The sequence below is a fragment of the Streptomyces sp. NPDC126499 genome (assembly GCF_040302485.1).
GTDB lineage: Bacteria > Actinomycetota > Actinomycetes > Streptomycetales > Streptomycetaceae > Streptomyces.
This window is the reverse complement of sequence record NZ_JBEOUO010000001.1, coordinates 39,246-54,873: the sequence shown is the minus strand read 5'-3', so window position 1 is coordinate 54,873 and position 15,628 is coordinate 39,246. Positions and strand designations below refer to the sequence as shown.

Here is a 15,628-nt window from a genome sequence, read left to right as displayed (position 1 = left end):
GAGCCGCAGAGCGGCGCGTCCTTTGAGCGGCGGCGCTGCCGCCGAAGAGCAAGAGGAGCACGCCGCGCCGGGCGGGGGTGCTCCTCTTGCTTGTGCGGACGGGCTGTCCGGTCCCGGGCCTAGAACATCTCGCTCTGCTCGTCCGGCGCCTGGGTCGCCGGACGGGCCATCTCGATGTAGCGGGCGGTGCGGGTCCGGCCCCAGTCGACCAGGACGCCCCGGGCGGTGAAGACGGGCTGCAGGCGCTTGAGACGGTCGGAGAGGACCTTGCCGGTGGTGGGCCACCCCTTGGGCAGCGGCCGGAAGTCCTCGCCGGTGTAGAGCTGGGTGAGGCAGTGCAGCCACTCCGCCGACGTCATCCGGATCTCGGTGCCCGGCTCGATGCCGGCGGCGTGCTTGAGGACGGTCTGAGCGAGCAGGTCCCCCTCGATGACGTCGTCGTTGAGGTCGTCCAGGCTGGCGCGGTAGGCGTCCAGCGCCCCGAAGCCGGTGGCCGCGTCCAGCTGCGCGCACAGGTGCGCGAAGTCGGCCATCCGCAGGTCGGTGGGGATGTCGGCCTCGGTCGCGCGGACCTTCACGGTCAGGTCGAGCAGGGAGCCGAGGATGACGGGCAGGGCCTCTTCGAACTCCGCCCACAGCTCCGCCTCGGTCCGCCGCACCCGGGGGCGTTCCAGGCGGAGCGGGAGCAGGCGTTCGGCGAGGTCGGGCCGGATGACGCCGACGTCGATGCCGGTCAGCAGCAGCGGCCGACGGTAGCGGGCCCGGACCACGTCGCCGTCGGTGAACAGAGCGCGCTTGACGGTCTCGGCGCCGGTGACGATGCAGCACATCAGGTCGGACAGATCCGGGGCGAGGTGGGAGAGGTTGTCCAGGGCAGTGACCCACCCGGCCGCGACGGCCGCGATCAGGTTCTCCTCGTCCTTCGGCGCCCGGCGCAGGTCGCCGCTCATGCCCTCGATGATCCGCACCAGCATCCGTCCGCCGGTGGACTTGCCCGCGCCCTGAGGGCCGGTGAGGAACGGTGCGGGGACGGGCACGGACGGCCCGAGGCAGCCGATGAGCCAGGCGATGGCCAGGCACTCGGTTTGCGCGTTGGCGAAGTTGCACAGCCGCAGCAGCAGGTCGATGCCCTTGCCGTCGGTGTCCTTCGCGGGCAGGGGCAGCTCCCCGGTGAGCTGGGTGCGCCGCCAGCACACCTCGCGCGGCTCGGGGGTGACGATCTCCCATCCGGTGGGGTGGATGCGGACGGACTTCCCGTCGTTGCGGCCCAGGTCGAGCCACGTCGCTCCGTCGGAGCCGGGGGCGACCCGGATGTGGACGGGCTGCACTTCCTGGGTCATGGCCAGTGCCTCGATCAAGTCCAGAGCCTCCTTGAGTGCGGTGCCGTTGAACACGCCGAGCCCGTCGCGAAACAGGCCGACCATGAGTTCCTGCCGGTGGCTGCCGGCGGTGCCCTGCGAGCGGATCGGCCGGGCGACGGGCTGGCCGTTGCGCTGGGCGTAGACGGTGCCGTCGGCGGTGCGGAAGTACCGGAAATGCTGCTGCGCGTAGTCGGTGATGACCTCGCGGGCCGGAGTCTTCTCGTCCTCGGACATGGCTACAGTCCCAACGCCGTACGGGCGTTGGTCCAGCCGTCCGTGCAGTGCCGCACCGACTCCCCCTTTGCCTGCGCGGCCGCGAACAGCCGCTCGATGTGCGCCTCGGTCAGGCAGCCGCACCGGCCGTGCGCGGAGAGCACCGCCAGGAACGTCGCGTAGACCGTGTTGTGGATCGCGCTGGTGGCGTCGGTGATGCGCTGCTCCGCCATGGCGATCCCGCGCTCCAGGTAGGCGGGCGAGCGGTGCGGGCACTTCCCGCCCCCGGCCGGCGCGGGCACCGTGACGGGGGTCGGCATCGGCCGGACCGGGGACGGCTTCTTCTCGACCAGCGTCCGGACGACCGACGGCAGGGCCGCCATGGTGCCGGTGCCGGGGCCGAGCCAACGGGCGTAGGACATGGACGACTTGATGTCCACGCCCGGCCGCACACCGTTGGCGGACTGCATCGCTCCCCGGTAGATCCAGTGCTCACCCCGAGTCGTGGCGACAGTGCGGGTCGCGGGCAGGGTGCGGCGGGCCCACGCGATCGCGTCCGCGTCGTCCAGGTCGACCACGGTCACGCTAGCGGCGCCGGGGTGGTAGGCGACGGCCCCAGCGCGACGCCAAGCGCCCTCCCACGGGCCGGACGACAGCACCGCCGGGTCGGTGGTGGCGGCGGCCCATCCGTGGCACGGACGCGGGCACTGGCAGGGTCCGGGGGTCTTCATGTTCGGCCGCCCGCCGCAGCGGTTGTCCCGGCAGTCGGGGCAGTTGCCGAACGGGCGCTTGTCGGCGCTCAGTGGCAGCACCGGCAGACCGTTGACAGCGAGGGCGAGCGCGCTGTCTCGCCGGATCAACGTCGGATGGGTCATGCTGGGTGTCTCCAGTTCTGTAGAAGGTGCTGGTAGACGAGGGCGGCCCCGGGTCTTGGCGGATTCAGGGGGCCGCCCTCGGCGTAGCTACGGGTGGGTGTGGCGGGCGCGGGTGCCGAGCAGGGTGAAGCGGAGGGCGGATTCTGCGAGGACGCCGTAGGCGTAGGCGGCGTCCGCCAGGCCGCTCGCCTCAGCGAACGCCAGGTGCATCTCGTACGCCTCGTGGTCCGTTAGGTAGTCCTCCTCGTCAAGAGCGGAGGCGTATTCGCCGGCGGAGTCGCAGTCCCACCACCGCTGGCGGGCCTTCTCGAACTTGGCGTTGTCCCGCCAGCGACCCAGTCCCTCGATGGCGGGCGGGATGGGAGCGAGCTGGGCCGGAATGATCAGGCCGCCCTCGGCGGTGAGACAGAGCTCCACGCGGGGCGGTTCCTGGCCGTCGAGGACGCGCAGAATGGCCCAGGCGGTGCCGTAGGCGTAGCTGAGCGCGGCGTCGGTGTAGAGGCGCTCCATCCGGTCCCGGCACTCCTGCAGCGCCTTGCCGATGCCCGTCACGGCGCGGTCGTGGGGCCGAGGCGGGGTGAACAGTCCGGGGACGGTGATCTCACCGTCGAGGAGGTGGACGCGGTCGAGGTCGTACTGGGCGGTGGCGGCCTGCGCAGCCTGGTGAGCGGTGCGGGTCTCACGGGCGGCGGCGCCCAGGGCGTACACGCTGTCGGTCAGCGTCTCGAACCACGGCAGGGTCTTGCGGGACATGGGACTCCTCAGAGGTTGGGGATGGCGTCGAGGACGGCGTTGGCGAGGTTGTTGATGGGGGTGGCCGCGCCGGTGGAGGCGAGGAAGAAGCCGAACCCGGCGGCGACGAACGCGGAGCCGTAGCCGAGGGTGTTGGAGCGGAGCAGGAAGAACAGGACGAGTCCGAACAGGGCGACCAGGGAGACGGTCAGGGCCATGGCGGATCTCCTTTGACGGTGAGTCGGGTGGGTGATTGGGTGTGGGCACCCTCGGGTGCTGACAAGCTCAGGGGATGGCCGACGGCTGCGTCCGCCTGGCTCCAGCTAGGAGCGGGGTACGTCTGATGACGGGCGCCGTCGGCCGCTTTACGTCTGGGTTCAGCGGGTGCCGGCGCGGTAGGTGGCGGTGGCGCGGTTGTAGAGCCAGCGGCCGACGCGGATGCGCTTGCCGGTGGTCTGGCAGCGGCGGCAGTCCTTGCCGCGCTTGGGGCGCCCGTTGCGGTCGGTCTTGAGCGCGTGACCGAGGCCGCGGCACTTGCGGCAGGTCCCGAACGGCGACGCCGCACACTTCGCGATGTAACCGAGGGTGACGGCGAGCAGGCAGGCGATAGCGAACAGGGCGGGGGTCATGAAGGGCCCTCCCAGGCGGTTTCCAGGGGTTTTCGCAGGTGGGCCGCTATCCGCTAGCGGCCAGCTCAGAGGCGGTTTGGGGTGCTAGCGGAGCCGCTAACGTTAGCGGGGGTTGCTGCTAGCGCTAGCGGCTCCGGACGGTCATCCCGCGTCCCGCTTCCCGTCACGCTGAGCGACCGCATCGGCGATGTGGGCGCGGGTGATGCCCCGACGGTTGATGACCTTGCCGTCCACCCGGCGGCCGACCTGGACGGTGGAGATGCCGTGCGGCTTGAGCGCCGCGGCGAGCGCGTCGGGCTCCCACCCGTCGTAGACCTCAGGGCGGAGTTCGGCGAGTCGGGCCACGACGGTCTCGGACCACACCTTGGCCTCGGCGGCGGGGACGACGGCGAGGATGTCGGCGAGCAGGTCGTAGGCCGGGCCGGTCACGACCTCCGGCGCCTCGCCCATGGCGTAGCCGGTGAGGAGCCCGGCCTTCTCGCGGGCGGCGCGGGCGCGGGCGCCGATGGCCTCGGCACCGGGGGCGTCGACGTAGACGGCGGAGACGATCCGGGCGTCGGATCCTTCGCCGACGAAGTAGTGGATGCCCTTGTCGCCCCAGGCGAACATGGTGGCGCGGACACCGCGCTTGTAGGCGGAGGTGCCCAGCACCATGTCGTTCTCGGTCTGGCCCATGACCTTCAGGCACCAGCGGGCGCCGGCGTTCGCCGAGATGCCCGTCGGGAGCGACTTGGCGTCGGGGCGCTGGGTGGCGAGCAGCAGCACGATCCCGGTGGCGGGACCGCGCTTGACCAGGTCGGTCGCGATCTCCTCGAACTCCTTGCCGTGCTCGGCGTGCTCGAACAGAACCTGGCACTCGTCCACCCCGACGACGATCGGGTGCAGCCCCAAGGAGCGCTTGTCGGCGAGCTGGGAGGTGGCCTTCGATTCGGGGCAGATGTCCCGGGGCAGGCCCCGGATCACCTTGGTGCGGCGGCGCAGCTCCTCGCGCAGCGCGCGGAAGTCGGCAAGCGCGTAGTTGATGGACTCGTCGTCGTCGCCGGCGGCGTGCCGGTGGGAGACGGCGTTGCCGACCGGGTCGAGGTCGCCGGTGCCCTTCATGTCGTACGTGTGCAGCTCGGCGCGCGGGTCGAGCGCGGCGATGAGCAGCAGCAGACGCAGCAGGAACGTCTTGCCCATGCGGGGGATCGCGCCGATCACCCCGGCGATGTACATCAGGGTGACGTCGACCCAGCGTCCGCGCTGGTCGGTGCCGTAGGCGACGGGCTTGAACAGGTCCACGCTGCCCGATTTGGCCAGCGGCCAGGTGGGCTTCTTTGCCTTGGTCAGGTCCTGGTCACCCACCCACAGCACCATGTGGCCGGGGTGTTCCTCCGAGGCCGGCTCGGGCCACACGCAGCCCAGCGGACGACGCAGGCCGGACGCCAGACGCTCGCGGCGCTCGATGACGTCCGTGACCGTGACGCCGTAGGGCAGGTTGCCCTGCGCGCGCCATCCGGGGCCGTCGCGGGTGATGGGGGCCGTGAACTCGAACCCGTCCCGGCCCTTGCCCTGCGCCTGGTTGATCGCGGGGATACCGAGGGCTCCGAGCGCGCGGAGCACGATGTCGGAGGTGAGCTTGCTGGCCTTGGGCAGCTCGACCGCGCGGTGGATGACCGGGGCGTCGGCCTTGCGGCCTGCGGCGCCGAGGGCGAGTACGACCGTGCCGACCGAGAGGGCCTGGACCCATCCGGGGGCGAGGACGTAGATGGCGAGCGCGACGGTGAGGCCGACGAACATGGCGAGGGCGGCGACCATCATGCGCAGCTTCACGCGGCTGTCGCGCTGCGCGGACAGCCGCAGGTACTCGGCCGCGTCCTCCCGCCGTACGGCGGCAGCGCGGACCGGTTCACCCTCGCGGTCGGACACCCACCGCATCGTGCCGCCGATGAACCGGGCCGTCCCCGCGGGCGACTGCAGCGCGAGCCGGGCGGCGTAGATCGGCGCGCGCAGCGCGTGGTAGCCGACGGTGTGGGTGTAGTGGCGGGCCACCCACCCGGCCGCCGTGCGCAGTTCAGAGGTAGACCGCAGCCAGACCGGAATCACGTCCCGACGCTTGGCCCCGGCCAGTCGACCCAGGTAGCCCGGCCCGGTCGCCACTGGCCTCGGCAGGTCGACCAACGGCCGCTCGCCCTCCGGCTCGGTCGGGTCGACCACGGTAGTGCTGGGGGTGGTGTCGCGGGCGGCGCGGGCCTTGTCCAGGTCGACCACCTCGGCGCCGGCGTCGGCGGCCATCTCTGCTTCCAGGCGGTTGAACAGTTCGTTGTCGTCCTCGGGGTGCTTCACTGAAGTGCTTCCTCTCTCGACAGGGGAGGGAACAAGGGCCCGGGGCGGTCGGGATGCTTGGCGGCTGTCGGCCGCCCCGGGGCACAGCTACTTGCGGCCGTTCTTCTCGGCGCGCTTGCGGGCGCCGTCGATGATCCGGTCGACCTTGCGCTCCAGGTCGGAGCGGTCGGCGTTCTCACCGGCCAGGGAGCGCTTGCACATCCGGGCGACGTTCAACGCGATCCGGGCGTGCTCTCCGGCGGTGAGCTTCGGGTAGTTCGGGTCCTGCTCGGCGTTCTGCGTGCTGGCCACGATCGGTCCCTCTCTGGGGCCGGGGCTGTCCCGACTCCCCACCCACCCCCGGCGTGGGGCCAGGGGTGGACAGGCAGCCGTCAGGGTCCGGTCAGCGCGATTCCTTGAACAGGCCGTAGAGGGAGGGATCCAGGATTGGCAGGCTCCAGACGCCGGCCCGGTCGCCGTAGTGCCGCTCGCCGTACTCGATCAGCGCGTCACAGAGGTAGTACTCCGCTTCCGCCGCCCCCATCGGGTCGGACGTGTCGGCCACCGCTGCGAACGTCCAGTCGCCGAAGTACTGACGGGCGTCGGGGTCGGCGGCCAGCAGCTCGGCCAGCTTGCGATCTGCCTCAGCGATGGCGGCGGCGAACTGGTCTGCCGGCACCTCACCCACCTCGGTGTTGTACATGATCCTCTGGAGGCGGGCGGGTACCTGGCTGGCGAGGTGTTCCCGGATGTCTGCAGGCAGGTCGATCCAGCCCGCTAACGGCCGTCCGTCCCGTCGGGGGTAGTGCGTCGTCATGCTCAGCCTCTCTTCGGAAGAGGTGCCGGGGCTGTCCCGACTCCCCACCCGCCCCCCAGCACGGGGCCGGAGGGCGGACAGGCAGGCGTCAGTCCTGCGGGATGCAGCGGGTCAGGAGTCGACCTTGCGGATTTCGTGGGTGTGGACCAGGACGGGGGCGATCCAGATGCTGATCCGGTCGACGGTCCACCGGTGTTCCGTGAGCGGGCCGGGCGGGACCTCGTCCAGGACGCGGCCGGTCTTGCCGATCGCGCGGGGGTCGTCCTCGCACGCGAGGATCAACACCTTGTCTCCGGCACGGAACATGTCACTTCCCCTTCCTGCGGGCACGGGCCAGGGTCTTGGCGGCGGCCTTGCCGTCCGGGCCGCCGATCGACTTCACGACCGTGTGGACGCCCCAGGCGAGGACGACGGCGAGGAACGCGAGCAGGGCCAGGTTCGCGGCGATCGTGGTCAGCGCACCGACGAGAAGGGGCCCGAAGTAGACCCCGGCCGCGACGGTGCCGGCGCCGATGCCGGAGCCGAGCGCGATCCGCTGCACCGTGCGGTCCGGCGGTGCCTGGTGAATGTGCTGATGAATGACCTGCGGCCCGGCGGCCGGCTGGAACGTCGCCGGGAGCTGGTCGGCGTAGGTGTAGGTGCCGTCCGGGAGCTGGACGATCCGGGCGGGTTCAGGCAGCGATTCCATGGGTTCTCCTCGGTGAGGTCATGGAGGCGACCGGTCCGGTCGCGGACTGGGCGAGCAGGAGACGAATGGCGGCTTCGGCCTGTTGGGGGACGACGCCGTTGCCGAGGGCCTTGAGTTGCTGGGTGCGGGTCAGGCCGGGCACGGTCGTGACGTGGCCGGCTTCGAGGCCCATGAGCCATTCGACGAAGGCGGGGTTCAGGCGGCGTCGATCGTCAGTTGCCCAGGGGGCACGTCGTCCGGTGACGGCTTCCCAGCGGGTGATGGCGGGGGCGAAACGGCCCCAGTCAGCGTCGGGTTGCCCTGGCCGAACGTCGGGCTCGTCCGCTCTCCGTCCGCTCGCGTCGGTGTCGGTAGGAGGTTCACCACGACCTCGTTCAGCGGCCTGGCGTTCGTTCCAATGAGGTTCGACTCGCCGGACTTCCAGTCCCTCGCCGCTGGTGTCGGGAGGAGCGTGACGGTGTGGCGGAGGTTCATCCCGCCCTGCGCCGCGTGCCCGGCGCCCGTCGCCTCCGAGGCCGTCGGGGTCGGCAGCAACGGCGAGGACGAAGAGACGCTGGCGTTGGTGGGGAGCGCCGACCTCCGATGCGCGTACAAGGCACCACTGCGCATCGAACCCGAGGCGGGCAAGGTCGGCGAGGACATCGGCAAATCCCAGTCGAAGGTGGTTTGCGACGTTCTCAAAGACTGCGATTCGGGGTCGTAGAACGCGAAGGGCGTTCGCGATGTACGGCCAGATGTGCCGCTCATCGGCGGTTCCTTTCCGCTTGCCGGCGGTGGAGAAGGGCTGGCACGGATACCCGCCGACGATGACGTCGACCGGCTCCACGGCGTGCCAGTCCACGGCGGTGATGTCGCCGAGGTTCGGCACTTGAGGGTGGTGGTGGGCCAGGATGCGGGCCGCCCCGGAGTCGTTGTCCGCGACCCACGCCGGCGCCCCGCCCATGGCGGCCTGGACGGCCATGTCCAGCCCGCCGTAACCGGTACACACCGAACCGATACGCAGCCCGCTCACGCCGCCGCCCTCTCAGCCTTCAGGGTGTCGCGCAGCCACCGCCCCTTCTCCGGCGACGTGCGCAGCGCCTTGCGGATCCGGTCGGCCGTCAGATGCTCCACCGGCCACGACTCCGTGAACTGCCGCGCTTCCGCCAGCAGCTCATTTTTCGTGCGGCGCGGCTGCGGTGACTTGGCGGCCTCGGGCACCCGCCGGGTCACCCGGCGCGGGGTCGACGGCTCGGCCGCGACCGCACGGACCACGGCCGGACCGGTCGACTCCACCGGCGCCACCACGTCGGGCGGGGTGGACTCTTCCTGCTCGAACAGGTCGTGCGCGCGGCCGTACTCGACGGGAACGGGCTCCAGGGCCGGAACGGCCTGCTCAGAGGTAGACCGTTCCATACCGGTCTGGGTCGATTCCTCCGCATTCGGGAAGTGGATCGGTCGGGTGGACCGGTCGACCTCCAGCTCCACCGTCATCTCGACCGGTTCACCGGCCGGGCCGGCGCTCGGGGTGATGGCGTACATGGCGGTGAGGGCCGCCTCGGCGCCGGTGGTGAGCTGGGTGCGCTGGACATCGAGCAGCTTCTCGCCGAGCGCGAGATCGCCCGTACCGACCCGCTTGGCCAGCTTCCACGACTCCAGCTCCGACTGTCGACGGACCTTTTCGTCGGGGTGGTTCGCCGCCCGTGCCCGGTGATAGGCGAGGGCCTGGACGACCTCGGCGGCGCGGCGCTCGGCTTCGGCGTCGCGGCCGTCGCGGTAGACCACAATCCGTCGGGCCAGGAACGCGGCGCCCTCGGCAGACGCCGTCATGGCCAACGGAGTGAGCGCGTAGATGACGATCTCACCCGCGCCGGTGGCGGCCATGGCCGACATAGCGGACGCCGCAGCAGGCAGAGCCCACAGCCCCGCCCGGATCACCGCCGGGGCCGACTGCCCCAGCAGAGTCAGCCCGAGCAGCACCACCGCGAGAACCGCAGTCGCACCCTCACCGGCCGCGACCGCACCCACCGCCGTTCCCGAGCCGTATGCGGCCTTGATGTTGGTGTAGGTGCCATAGGCGCCGGCGCCGCCGGTGGCAAGCATCGGCACGAACGCGACACCGAGCACCAGCTTCTGCACCCGGCTCAGGGGCTTGCCGGTGGCGTTCACGACTCACCCCCGTCCCGGCGGGCCAGCCAGAGGATCCGTGCCACGGCGATCACACCCACACCGGCGATCCCTCCGGCGTAGTGGACGTCCCGGCGGCCGACGACCAGCCCCAGGACCTCCACGGCGACGCACAGGGCGAGCAGGCACCAGAAGGTGAGGCGGTTCATGCGGCACCGCCGATCAGGCGGACGTCGAGGGAGGCGAGCAGGCGGACGCGGTCCTCGTCGGGGCCGGACAGCTCCTGCCACTCCCAGTCGCCCTCGGCGTTGTCGGGCTCGTAGCCGAGCAGGGCCAGTGCTTCGATCCGCTCCGCCCAGGTCGGGACCGAGACCCGCTTGAAGTCGTGGGCGGGCCAGTCGGCGGAGCGGTGCTCCTTGAGCACCACGTACAGCTCCCACTCACCCGTGAACGGGTTGGCCAGGTGCGCGGTGTACGTCATGCCGCACCGCCCATCGTCACGCCGGCGCGGTTGGTCAGGTTCCGGCGCTCGACCAAGACCCGGTTTCGGGCCCGGCGGATGCGCCGCTCGTCCAGCACCGTGGCCGGACGGTCCAGCGTCATGATCTGCGCGTCGAGCAGGTCGACCTCCGCCAGGATCAGCGGCATCTCCTGCTCGATCGCGTCCAGCTCGGCGTCCGACGGCTCACCGTCGAATGCCACGGCCGTAACGGCCGTCTGAAGTGCAGCGATGGACTTCATTGGGTCGTGCTCCCTTCTCAGAGGAACGGCCCGAACCGAGGCCCCGGTGTTCCCGCACCGGGGCCTCTTGCCGTTGGAACCATCCGGCTCCCCTCGACCCCGCCCGTACGGCCCCGCGAAGGGACCGGACGGGCGGAGGAGGCAACCGGCCGCAGCCGAACGGCTGCGGAGGGGCTGAGCGCGCGGACCTGTGCCGCGCCGGCCGCCTTGTTGTGCCCAAGGACAGGCGGCGAACCCTCATCACGCTGTTCAGTTCTCAAGCACCGGGCGCTTCCATCGAGCCGACCCGCCTACACGGAGCTCTCCGGGCGTCGAGCGCAGCACCTCGCATCGAGCCCGAAGCTCAATGAGGTACATGTATTACCTGTTCCTCATCATGCGGAGAAGGATTCGCATCGTCAAGTCCCTTGCTTCTTTGAGGCTGCGAGTCCGTCCCGCTCGATGCATTCAGCTTGGCTCGATCACGGCAGACGCTGGACTCCGCGCATGTACGACTTCAGGACGTCTTCGCTACGGTGCAGTCGTCCCAAGTCGTCCCTGACGGGGGGAGTGCACGGCATGGCCAACGAGCGGCTTCGCGGTGCGATCGTGGAGAGCGGCATGACGCTCGATCAGGTCGCCGATCGGTTAGGGGTGTCCGCCAAGACGGTGGAGCGCTGGATCAACGATCCCAAGCGTCAGCCGTACCGCCGCTTCAAGTACGCGACGGCATCGCTCCTCCAGCGCGAGGTGTCGTATCTGTGGCCGGAGGAGCGGACGGCGGCGGAGGTCACGGAGGCCGGCAACGCTGAGCTGGTGAGGCTGTATCCGCACCGTTCGGTCGTCCCGAACCGGCTGTGGCCGCAGCTGTATGCCCGAGCAACGCGGCACTTCGACGTGTTGGTCTACTCGGGCTTCTGGCTCACTGAGGACGCCGCCTTCCACCAGGTTGTCAAGGAGAAGTCGGCGGCCGGCGTCCCGGTGCGGTTCATGCTGGGCGACCCCGATTCCGCCGCGGTCGCCGTGCGCGGGGCGGACGAGGGCATCGGTGGTGCGATGGCGAGCAAAATTCGCAACGCGCTGGTCAACTACGCGCAGTTGTTCGGGCTGCCCGGGGTGGAGTTCCGGCTGCACTCCACCACGCTCTACAACTCGATCTATCGGGCGGATGACGAGATGCTGGCCAACGGCCACCTGTACGGCGTCGGCGCCTACCTGGCGCCGGTCCTGCACCTTCAGCGCGTCCCCGGGGGCGAGCTATTCGACGCCTACGCTGAGAGCGTTGAGCGAGTCTGGGAGAGCGCCCGACCCATCTCGTCGCCCTTCGATCTGGGAGGTGCGGGCTCATGAGCCGCATCGACTACTTCCGCGACCCGACGGCTCCCAAGGCGAACTCCGTCGTGCCCTCGGTCACGGCCGTCGTCCGAGACGCGGCTGGTCGGCTGCTGTTGATCCACAAGACGGACAATGACTTGTGGGCCCTTCCCGGTGGTGGCCACGACATCGGCGAGCGCATCGCCGACACGGCCGTCCGCGAGGTGGAGGAGGAAACCGGGATCCGTGTTGAGGTGGACGGCATCGTCGGGCTCTACACGGACCCTGAACACGTGCTCGCGTACGACGACGGCGAGGTGCGGCAGCAGTTCTCGATCTGCTTCAGGGCTCACGCCGTGGGGGGTGATCTCCGCACCAGCAGTGAGTCCAAAGAGGTCCGCTGGGTGGACCCCGCGGACCTCGATGACCTGGACATTCACCCGTCCATGCGGTTGCGCATCGCGCACGGCCTGGATGAGTCCCGCCGCGAGCCCTACATCGGTTGAGCGCCGGCCGCAGCGGCCAGGCGGCGCTCCACGCGGTCGTTGGCGGCGTAGATCTCCGGCGCCGCCCGCTGGATGAAGCGGCCGACGATCGTGTCCGGGCCGTACCGCTGCACGATCTCGTCCAGCCGGGCCGCCGGCGTGGTGTGCTCGCCGTCCGGCGTCGTCGTCATGTCGGACACGATGAGCGCGTCCACCAGCTCCGGCCGCTCCAGCTCGAACTCCGTCTCCAGCTCATGCCGGAGCCCTCGCTCCTCGGCCTCCAGGAGCGCGCAGGAGTGATGAGCGACGAGCCGTACGACCCGCTCGTCGCCCCCCTCCTGGTCGCGCAGGAACCGGGCGCCGTCGAGCGGGTGAAAGCCGGTGGTGGCGATGGAGGGCGAGTAGCCGATGTCGTGCAGGACGGCTGCGGCCTCCAACAGCTCGGCGTCCTTCCCGAGGATCGGGCTCAGGGACCGAGCCCGCTTGGCGACCCCCAGGGAGTGTGCCCACCGGCGCGGCAACGGCTCGGACAGCAGCGATTCGGAGAGCGAGTACGCCCACTCAGTAAGCCCCATGGGTGCCAAGGTTACGGCTGCTCGGGCGAAGCCGGGAGCGCACGCACGGTTCGCCCCTTGCCCCGGACGGTGTTCAGGAGCCCACTTCCCTCCATGAGGGCTAGAGCACGTCGAACGGCCGTACGCGACACACCGAATCTCTGGCAGAGGGCAGCTTCGGATGGGTAACGATCACCGATTTTCAGACCGTCCTCTGAGATCAAAGCGACCATCCGATCGGAAAGTGGTGTGATCGAACCGTCTTGAGTGACGCGCCATCCGATGCCAGGGACTGGTGCGATGAGGTGCATCTTCTCAAGCTCTTTCAGGGCGCGCCGCACAGTATTGCGAGATACTTTGTGTAGCTGCATTAGAGAGGCTTCAGAGGGTAGTTCTTCTTCGATCAATCCTTCAGTGATGTCCCCCCGCAGCTTTTCCGCAACTAGCAAATATGTCCCTCGCGGGCTACGGCTTACCACTGTGATTCCTCCGCTTTGATGCCGATTTTAGGCAGACGCGATTCTCGATTTACACTAGATGATCGGATGGCTCGGGCGGATCGCCAAGTGATCCTGCAATTCTCGATGCCGGAACTGCCAAGCTGTTCCTGAGACTCGAAGAATGCCCACTTGGTAGGCGGCATCGAGGAAGCGGCAGAGCCGTAGAGGCAGTTTCCTCCTGGTATAGGCGAGGAAAATCCAGTACCGCACTGAGGCGCGCCCGGACTTGAGAAGGAAGGCTAGTAGGAAGCCCCCGATCATAATGCCTGGCACCCAGACGAGGGGCCCATCTTGCGTGACTGTAATGACGCCCGCAACTACCGATGAGCCGAGAATGTAGAAGGAGAGAATTGCCGAGTCTTCTCGGATGATTTCACGAGGATTTGTGACTGCGCGACTATGCGTGGAGAGGATCTTTTCCCGTAGGGTCTCCGATAGCGAGTTGATGAGACCCAACGTGACGCCAAGAGCGGTAGCCCCTGTTACAGCCTCCCTCAGGTTCTTCCCCGTGTAAAGCTGATAAATTCCGAAAAGGGAGCTTACGAGGAGGGCCACTGTGAAGGTAATGGCGATATCTCTCAGCAGCTGGCGCCTATAGGCAGGCGATCGAAACCAGCGCAAGTCAACATGTTGAGGAGACGGCCAGGCTTGCCCTGCCAGAACGAAGGTGAAAACGAGCACGGCAAGAACTGTGATTGAAAGGTAAATTTCGAAGGGCATCTCGATTCGAGCAGCCGAGTAACGCCAACCGATCACTGCGGTGGCCGTGGCGAGTGACCCGATAAGAAATCGCTCCACCCACCGGGGGAGGCGTAGTCCGGCGGCTGGCCAAAGTTCGTGAGGGATGATGTCTGTGCTGCTGAGGGGGCGCCCATCAATGATTCTCGGGGAGCCACCCGTTCCTGTGGCGTTTGAGTTTAGGTAGCGGGCAAGCGTTGCAAGGTACTTCCAGGTGTATTGCGCCTCTAGGTGCCGAATCGGGCCCGACTTGCGGGTTCCGATTCTGTCGGGCTCGCCGATCTGATGCGCGGAGATTGTGGCCCCAACGAATCGATCGAGAAGGAATTCATAAAGTCGCCCGCTTGCCGCCAAGGTGAGCAAGTCGGAGGGATTCCGCGCGTAAGATCCATCTGGCGTCCTTTCCTGGAATACCGTTATCGCCAGTGTTAGTCGCCATGGCGTGTCAAGGGCCCGGGAAAGTGCGATGCAGTCTAGCCGATGAGTCCCACTCGGCGAGGCCGCCTCCTCCAGTGCCGTGAGGATGGGTCTCCATCGTTGCAAGCTAACGGGAGTATTCGCAATCCGATCCAGCAGGTACTTATGCGCTCTGGCGGCATCGACCGGTAGAATCGTGAGATGGGCAACTCTGCGCGGTTGAGTGTCGAGAGAGATTAGCTCGTCGTAGTGCTCTCGGCGGGAAGTGATGACTACAGGGCGATGCAGCCCACCACTTTCAAACCTTTCGACTGCGCGAACGAGGTTAGAAGCGCGCGATGTATAGCCGACTTCATTCCGCTTGTCCATCTCGTCGAGACCGTCGATCACAGGGAAAACGAGATCCGCTTCAACTACCTGGAGGGCATCTCGCCGATTTAAGCCGTATGAATGAATCAGCTGCTCGGTGAGCCAAGTTCGGATCTCCCCACCTGGCCAAGAAGATGCTGTCAGGCGGATGGGGACCGGCTCTCCGGCGGAGCGTTCGCGGACAAGGTCGAGCAGTAGGGCAAGCGCGAGAACCGTCTTGCCGGCGCCTGCATCGCTACTCGAACTAGTGTTTGCTGGTGGCGAGGGCGTTCCCGTGATAACCAGCCTGCCGGGCTTCAGCTGACGGTAGTAGGGAGCGACCGATTCCAAGCTGCCGGTTGTAGCGGAACCGCTTACGTCCGGGGACGCTGCGGTAAAGGCGACGTCGATCCTGCCGTGGGGTGCTTCCTGTCCGCTGGCTAGGAGTTGACGATACTGGCGCCCCTCGGCTCGGAGGACGAGCTGGGCTAGCTCCGCTGCGATGACCTCGGGAGTGCGCTGGGCGCGTAGACCTTTGATGCCGACCAACACTCCCCACGCGCCGAAGGCAGCGCCTAGAGCGCCAGGCAACACCGTAAGCACCCCTGCGGTGTCAGCGTCCTCCAGTTTCACCCGCTGGAGAGCGAACACCGTCCAGATGAGGCCCCCTACGCTGAGGGCAGCCCAGAAGACCAACTTGAGAACGTGCGCAGTGCGCCCCCGGCGTGCCATGGCCGTCATCTTGCCTGGCTGCCCATCGGTCTGTCTCCGACGTTGACGGCCGTGGCCGCACGGGCCTGGACGAGGTGTGGACGGAGGTGGCGGCA

At 68.6% G+C, this 15,628-nt stretch carries 20 protein-coding genes; 2 read left to right on the top strand and 18 right to left on the bottom strand.

Translation table 11 applies throughout. The annotated features are described in order from the left end of the window. Positions 1-119: 119 nt before the first annotated feature. The 15 genes from ABTZ91_RS00330 to ABTZ91_RS00260 all read right to left on the bottom strand — a co-directional run bounded on the left by ABTZ91_RS00330 (position 120) and on the right by ABTZ91_RS00260 (position 10,466). Entirely contained in the window at positions 120-1,595 is a 1,476-nt protein-coding gene (locus ABTZ91_RS00330) for an ATP-binding protein (protein WP_352074851.1), read from the bottom strand. Between the two features lie 2 nt (positions 1,596-1,597). After that, positions 1,598-2,449: a DNA primase gene (locus ABTZ91_RS00325; RefSeq protein ID WP_352074850.1), complete on the bottom strand. Its 852-nt coding sequence runs from the start codon at positions 2,447-2,449 to the stop codon at positions 1,598-1,600. Positions 2,450-2,536: 87 nt separating this feature from the next. Then, a complete protein-coding gene (locus ABTZ91_RS00320) occupies positions 2,537-3,202 on the bottom strand; it encodes a hypothetical protein (RefSeq protein ID WP_352074849.1) in 666 nt (221 codons plus the stop codon). Positions 3,203-3,210: 8 nt separating this feature from the next. Further along, positions 3,211-3,399: a hypothetical protein gene (locus ABTZ91_RS00315; protein ID WP_352074848.1), complete on the bottom strand. Its 189-nt coding sequence runs from the start codon at positions 3,397-3,399 to the stop codon at positions 3,211-3,213. Between the two features lie 159 nt (positions 3,400-3,558). Then, positions 3,559-3,810, bottom strand: a complete 252-nt coding sequence (locus tag ABTZ91_RS00310) for a hypothetical protein (RefSeq protein ID WP_352074847.1) — start codon at positions 3,808-3,810, stop codon at positions 3,559-3,561. 141 nt (positions 3,811-3,951) lie between these two features. Continuing rightward, a complete protein-coding gene (locus tag ABTZ91_RS00305) occupies positions 3,952-6,135 on the bottom strand; it encodes a cell division protein FtsK (RefSeq protein WP_352074846.1) in 2,184 nt (727 codons plus the stop codon). 87 nt (positions 6,136-6,222) lie between these two features. Next, complete coding sequence (locus ABTZ91_RS00300; RefSeq protein ID WP_352074845.1) at positions 6,223-6,426, bottom strand: DUF6257 family protein; 204 nt, start codon at positions 6,424-6,426, stop codon at positions 6,223-6,225. Positions 6,427-6,517: 91 nt separating this feature from the next. Next, positions 6,518-6,931 carry a hypothetical protein gene (locus tag ABTZ91_RS00295; protein WP_352074844.1) on the bottom strand — a complete coding sequence of 138 codons (414 nt, stop codon included), beginning with the start codon at positions 6,929-6,931 and terminating at the stop codon, positions 6,518-6,520. Between the two features lie 111 nt (positions 6,932-7,042). After that, the gene (locus ABTZ91_RS00290; protein WP_352074843.1) at positions 7,043-7,237 is read right to left on the bottom strand and encodes a hypothetical protein; all 195 of its coding nucleotides are present in this window, start codon (positions 7,235-7,237) and stop codon (positions 7,043-7,045) included. A gap of 1 nt (position 7,238) precedes the next feature. Further along, entirely contained in the window at positions 7,239-7,619 is a 381-nt protein-coding gene (locus ABTZ91_RS00285) for a DUF6251 family protein (protein ID WP_352074842.1), read from the bottom strand. Beyond that, positions 7,603-8,631 carry a DNA cytosine methyltransferase gene (locus ABTZ91_RS00280; protein WP_352074841.1) on the bottom strand — a complete coding sequence of 343 codons (1,029 nt, stop codon included), beginning with the start codon at positions 8,629-8,631 and terminating at the stop codon, positions 7,603-7,605. The genes ABTZ91_RS00285 and ABTZ91_RS00280 overlap by 17 nt, the downstream gene beginning before the upstream one ends. Beyond that, positions 8,628-9,767: a conjugal transfer protein gene (locus ABTZ91_RS00275; RefSeq protein ID WP_352074840.1), complete on the bottom strand. Its 1,140-nt coding sequence runs from the start codon at positions 9,765-9,767 to the stop codon at positions 8,628-8,630. Before ABTZ91_RS00275 ends, ABTZ91_RS00280 begins: the two co-directional genes overlap by 4 nt. Continuing rightward, on the bottom strand, positions 9,764-9,934 hold the full coding sequence (locus ABTZ91_RS00270; RefSeq protein WP_352074839.1) for a hypothetical protein: 171 nt from the start codon (positions 9,932-9,934) through the stop codon (positions 9,764-9,766). Before ABTZ91_RS00270 ends, ABTZ91_RS00275 begins: the two co-directional genes overlap by 4 nt. After that, a complete protein-coding gene (locus tag ABTZ91_RS00265) occupies positions 9,931-10,206 on the bottom strand; it encodes a DUF6303 family protein (protein ID WP_352074838.1) in 276 nt (91 codons plus the stop codon). Before ABTZ91_RS00265 ends, ABTZ91_RS00270 begins: the two co-directional genes overlap by 4 nt. Further along, the gene (locus ABTZ91_RS00260) at positions 10,203-10,466 is read right to left on the bottom strand and encodes a DUF6284 family protein (RefSeq protein ID WP_352074837.1); all 264 of its coding nucleotides are present in this window, start codon (positions 10,464-10,466) and stop codon (positions 10,203-10,205) included. Before ABTZ91_RS00260 ends, ABTZ91_RS00265 begins: the two co-directional genes overlap by 4 nt. Before the next feature lie 558 nt (positions 10,467-11,024). Here ABTZ91_RS00260 and ABTZ91_RS00255 point away from each other — a divergent pair. Both ABTZ91_RS00255 and ABTZ91_RS00250 read left to right on the top strand, forming a co-directional pair. Further along, positions 11,025-11,795, top strand: a complete 771-nt coding sequence (locus tag ABTZ91_RS00255; protein WP_352074836.1) for a helix-turn-helix transcriptional regulator — start codon at positions 11,025-11,027, stop codon at positions 11,793-11,795. Beyond that, the gene (locus ABTZ91_RS00250; protein WP_352074835.1) at positions 11,792-12,265 is read left to right on the top strand and encodes an NUDIX domain-containing protein; all 474 of its coding nucleotides are present in this window, start codon (positions 11,792-11,794) and stop codon (positions 12,263-12,265) included. The genes ABTZ91_RS00255 and ABTZ91_RS00250 overlap by 4 nt, the downstream gene beginning before the upstream one ends. Here ABTZ91_RS00250 and ABTZ91_RS00245 read toward each other — a convergent pair. The 3 genes from ABTZ91_RS00245 to ABTZ91_RS00235 are packed head-to-tail and all read right to left on the bottom strand — an operon-like array spanning position 12,253 to position 15,533. Continuing rightward, entirely contained in the window at positions 12,253-12,819 is a 567-nt protein-coding gene (locus ABTZ91_RS00245) for an HD domain-containing protein (RefSeq protein ID WP_352074834.1), read from the bottom strand. The two genes, ABTZ91_RS00250 and ABTZ91_RS00245, sit on opposite strands and share 13 nt — an antisense overlap. A gap of 11 nt (positions 12,820-12,830) precedes the next feature. Next, a complete protein-coding gene (locus ABTZ91_RS00240) occupies positions 12,831-13,277 on the bottom strand; it encodes a winged helix-turn-helix domain-containing protein (RefSeq protein WP_352074833.1) in 447 nt (148 codons plus the stop codon). Between the two features lie 54 nt (positions 13,278-13,331). Beyond that, positions 13,332-15,533, bottom strand: coding sequence for a hypothetical protein (locus ABTZ91_RS00235; RefSeq protein WP_352074832.1), 2,202 nt, complete (start codon positions 15,531-15,533; stop codon positions 13,332-13,334). Positions 15,534-15,628 lie beyond the last annotated feature (95 nt).

Excerpts from the sequence above, each read along its gene's own strand:
- ABTZ91_RS00245 (WP_352074834.1), bottom strand. The coding sequence starts at position 12,819 with ATGGGGCTTACTGAGTGGGCGTACTCGCTCTCCGAATCGCTGCTGTCC.
- ABTZ91_RS00330 (WP_352074851.1), bottom strand. The coding sequence starts at position 1,595 with ATGTCCGAGGACGAGAAGACTCCGGCCCGCGAGGTCATCACCGACTAC.
- ABTZ91_RS00235 (WP_352074832.1), bottom strand. The coding sequence starts at position 15,533 with ATGGCACGCCGGGGGCGCACTGCGCACGTTCTCAAGTTGGTCTTCTGG.
- ABTZ91_RS00295 (WP_352074844.1), bottom strand. The coding sequence starts at position 6,931 with ATGACGACGCACTACCCCCGACGGGACGGACGGCCGTTAGCGGGCTGG.
- ABTZ91_RS00250 (WP_352074835.1), top strand. The coding sequence starts at position 11,792 with ATGAGCCGCATCGACTACTTCCGCGACCCGACGGCTCCCAAGGCGAAC.
- ABTZ91_RS00255 (WP_352074836.1), top strand. The coding sequence starts at position 11,025 with ATGGCCAACGAGCGGCTTCGCGGTGCGATCGTGGAGAGCGGCATGACG.
- ABTZ91_RS00270 (WP_352074839.1), bottom strand. The coding sequence starts at position 9,934 with ATGAACCGCCTCACCTTCTGGTGCCTGCTCGCCCTGTGCGTCGCCGTG.
- ABTZ91_RS00265 (WP_352074838.1), bottom strand. The coding sequence starts at position 10,206 with ATGACGTACACCGCGCACCTGGCCAACCCGTTCACGGGTGAGTGGGAG.
- ABTZ91_RS00260 (WP_352074837.1), bottom strand. The coding sequence starts at position 10,466 with ATGAAGTCCATCGCTGCACTTCAGACGGCCGTTACGGCCGTGGCATTC.
- ABTZ91_RS00285 (WP_352074842.1), bottom strand. The coding sequence starts at position 7,619 with ATGGAATCGCTGCCTGAACCCGCCCGGATCGTCCAGCTCCCGGACGGC.
- ABTZ91_RS00315 (WP_352074848.1), bottom strand. The coding sequence starts at position 3,399 with ATGGCCCTGACCGTCTCCCTGGTCGCCCTGTTCGGACTCGTCCTGTTC.
- ABTZ91_RS00320 (WP_352074849.1), bottom strand. The coding sequence starts at position 3,202 with ATGTCCCGCAAGACCCTGCCGTGGTTCGAGACGCTGACCGACAGCGTG.
- ABTZ91_RS00310 (WP_352074847.1), bottom strand. The coding sequence starts at position 3,810 with ATGACCCCCGCCCTGTTCGCTATCGCCTGCCTGCTCGCCGTCACCCTC.
- ABTZ91_RS00290 (WP_352074843.1), bottom strand. The coding sequence starts at position 7,237 with ATGTTCCGTGCCGGAGACAAGGTGTTGATCCTCGCGTGCGAGGACGAC.
- ABTZ91_RS00325 (WP_352074850.1), bottom strand. The coding sequence starts at position 2,449 with ATGACCCATCCGACGTTGATCCGGCGAGACAGCGCGCTCGCCCTCGCT.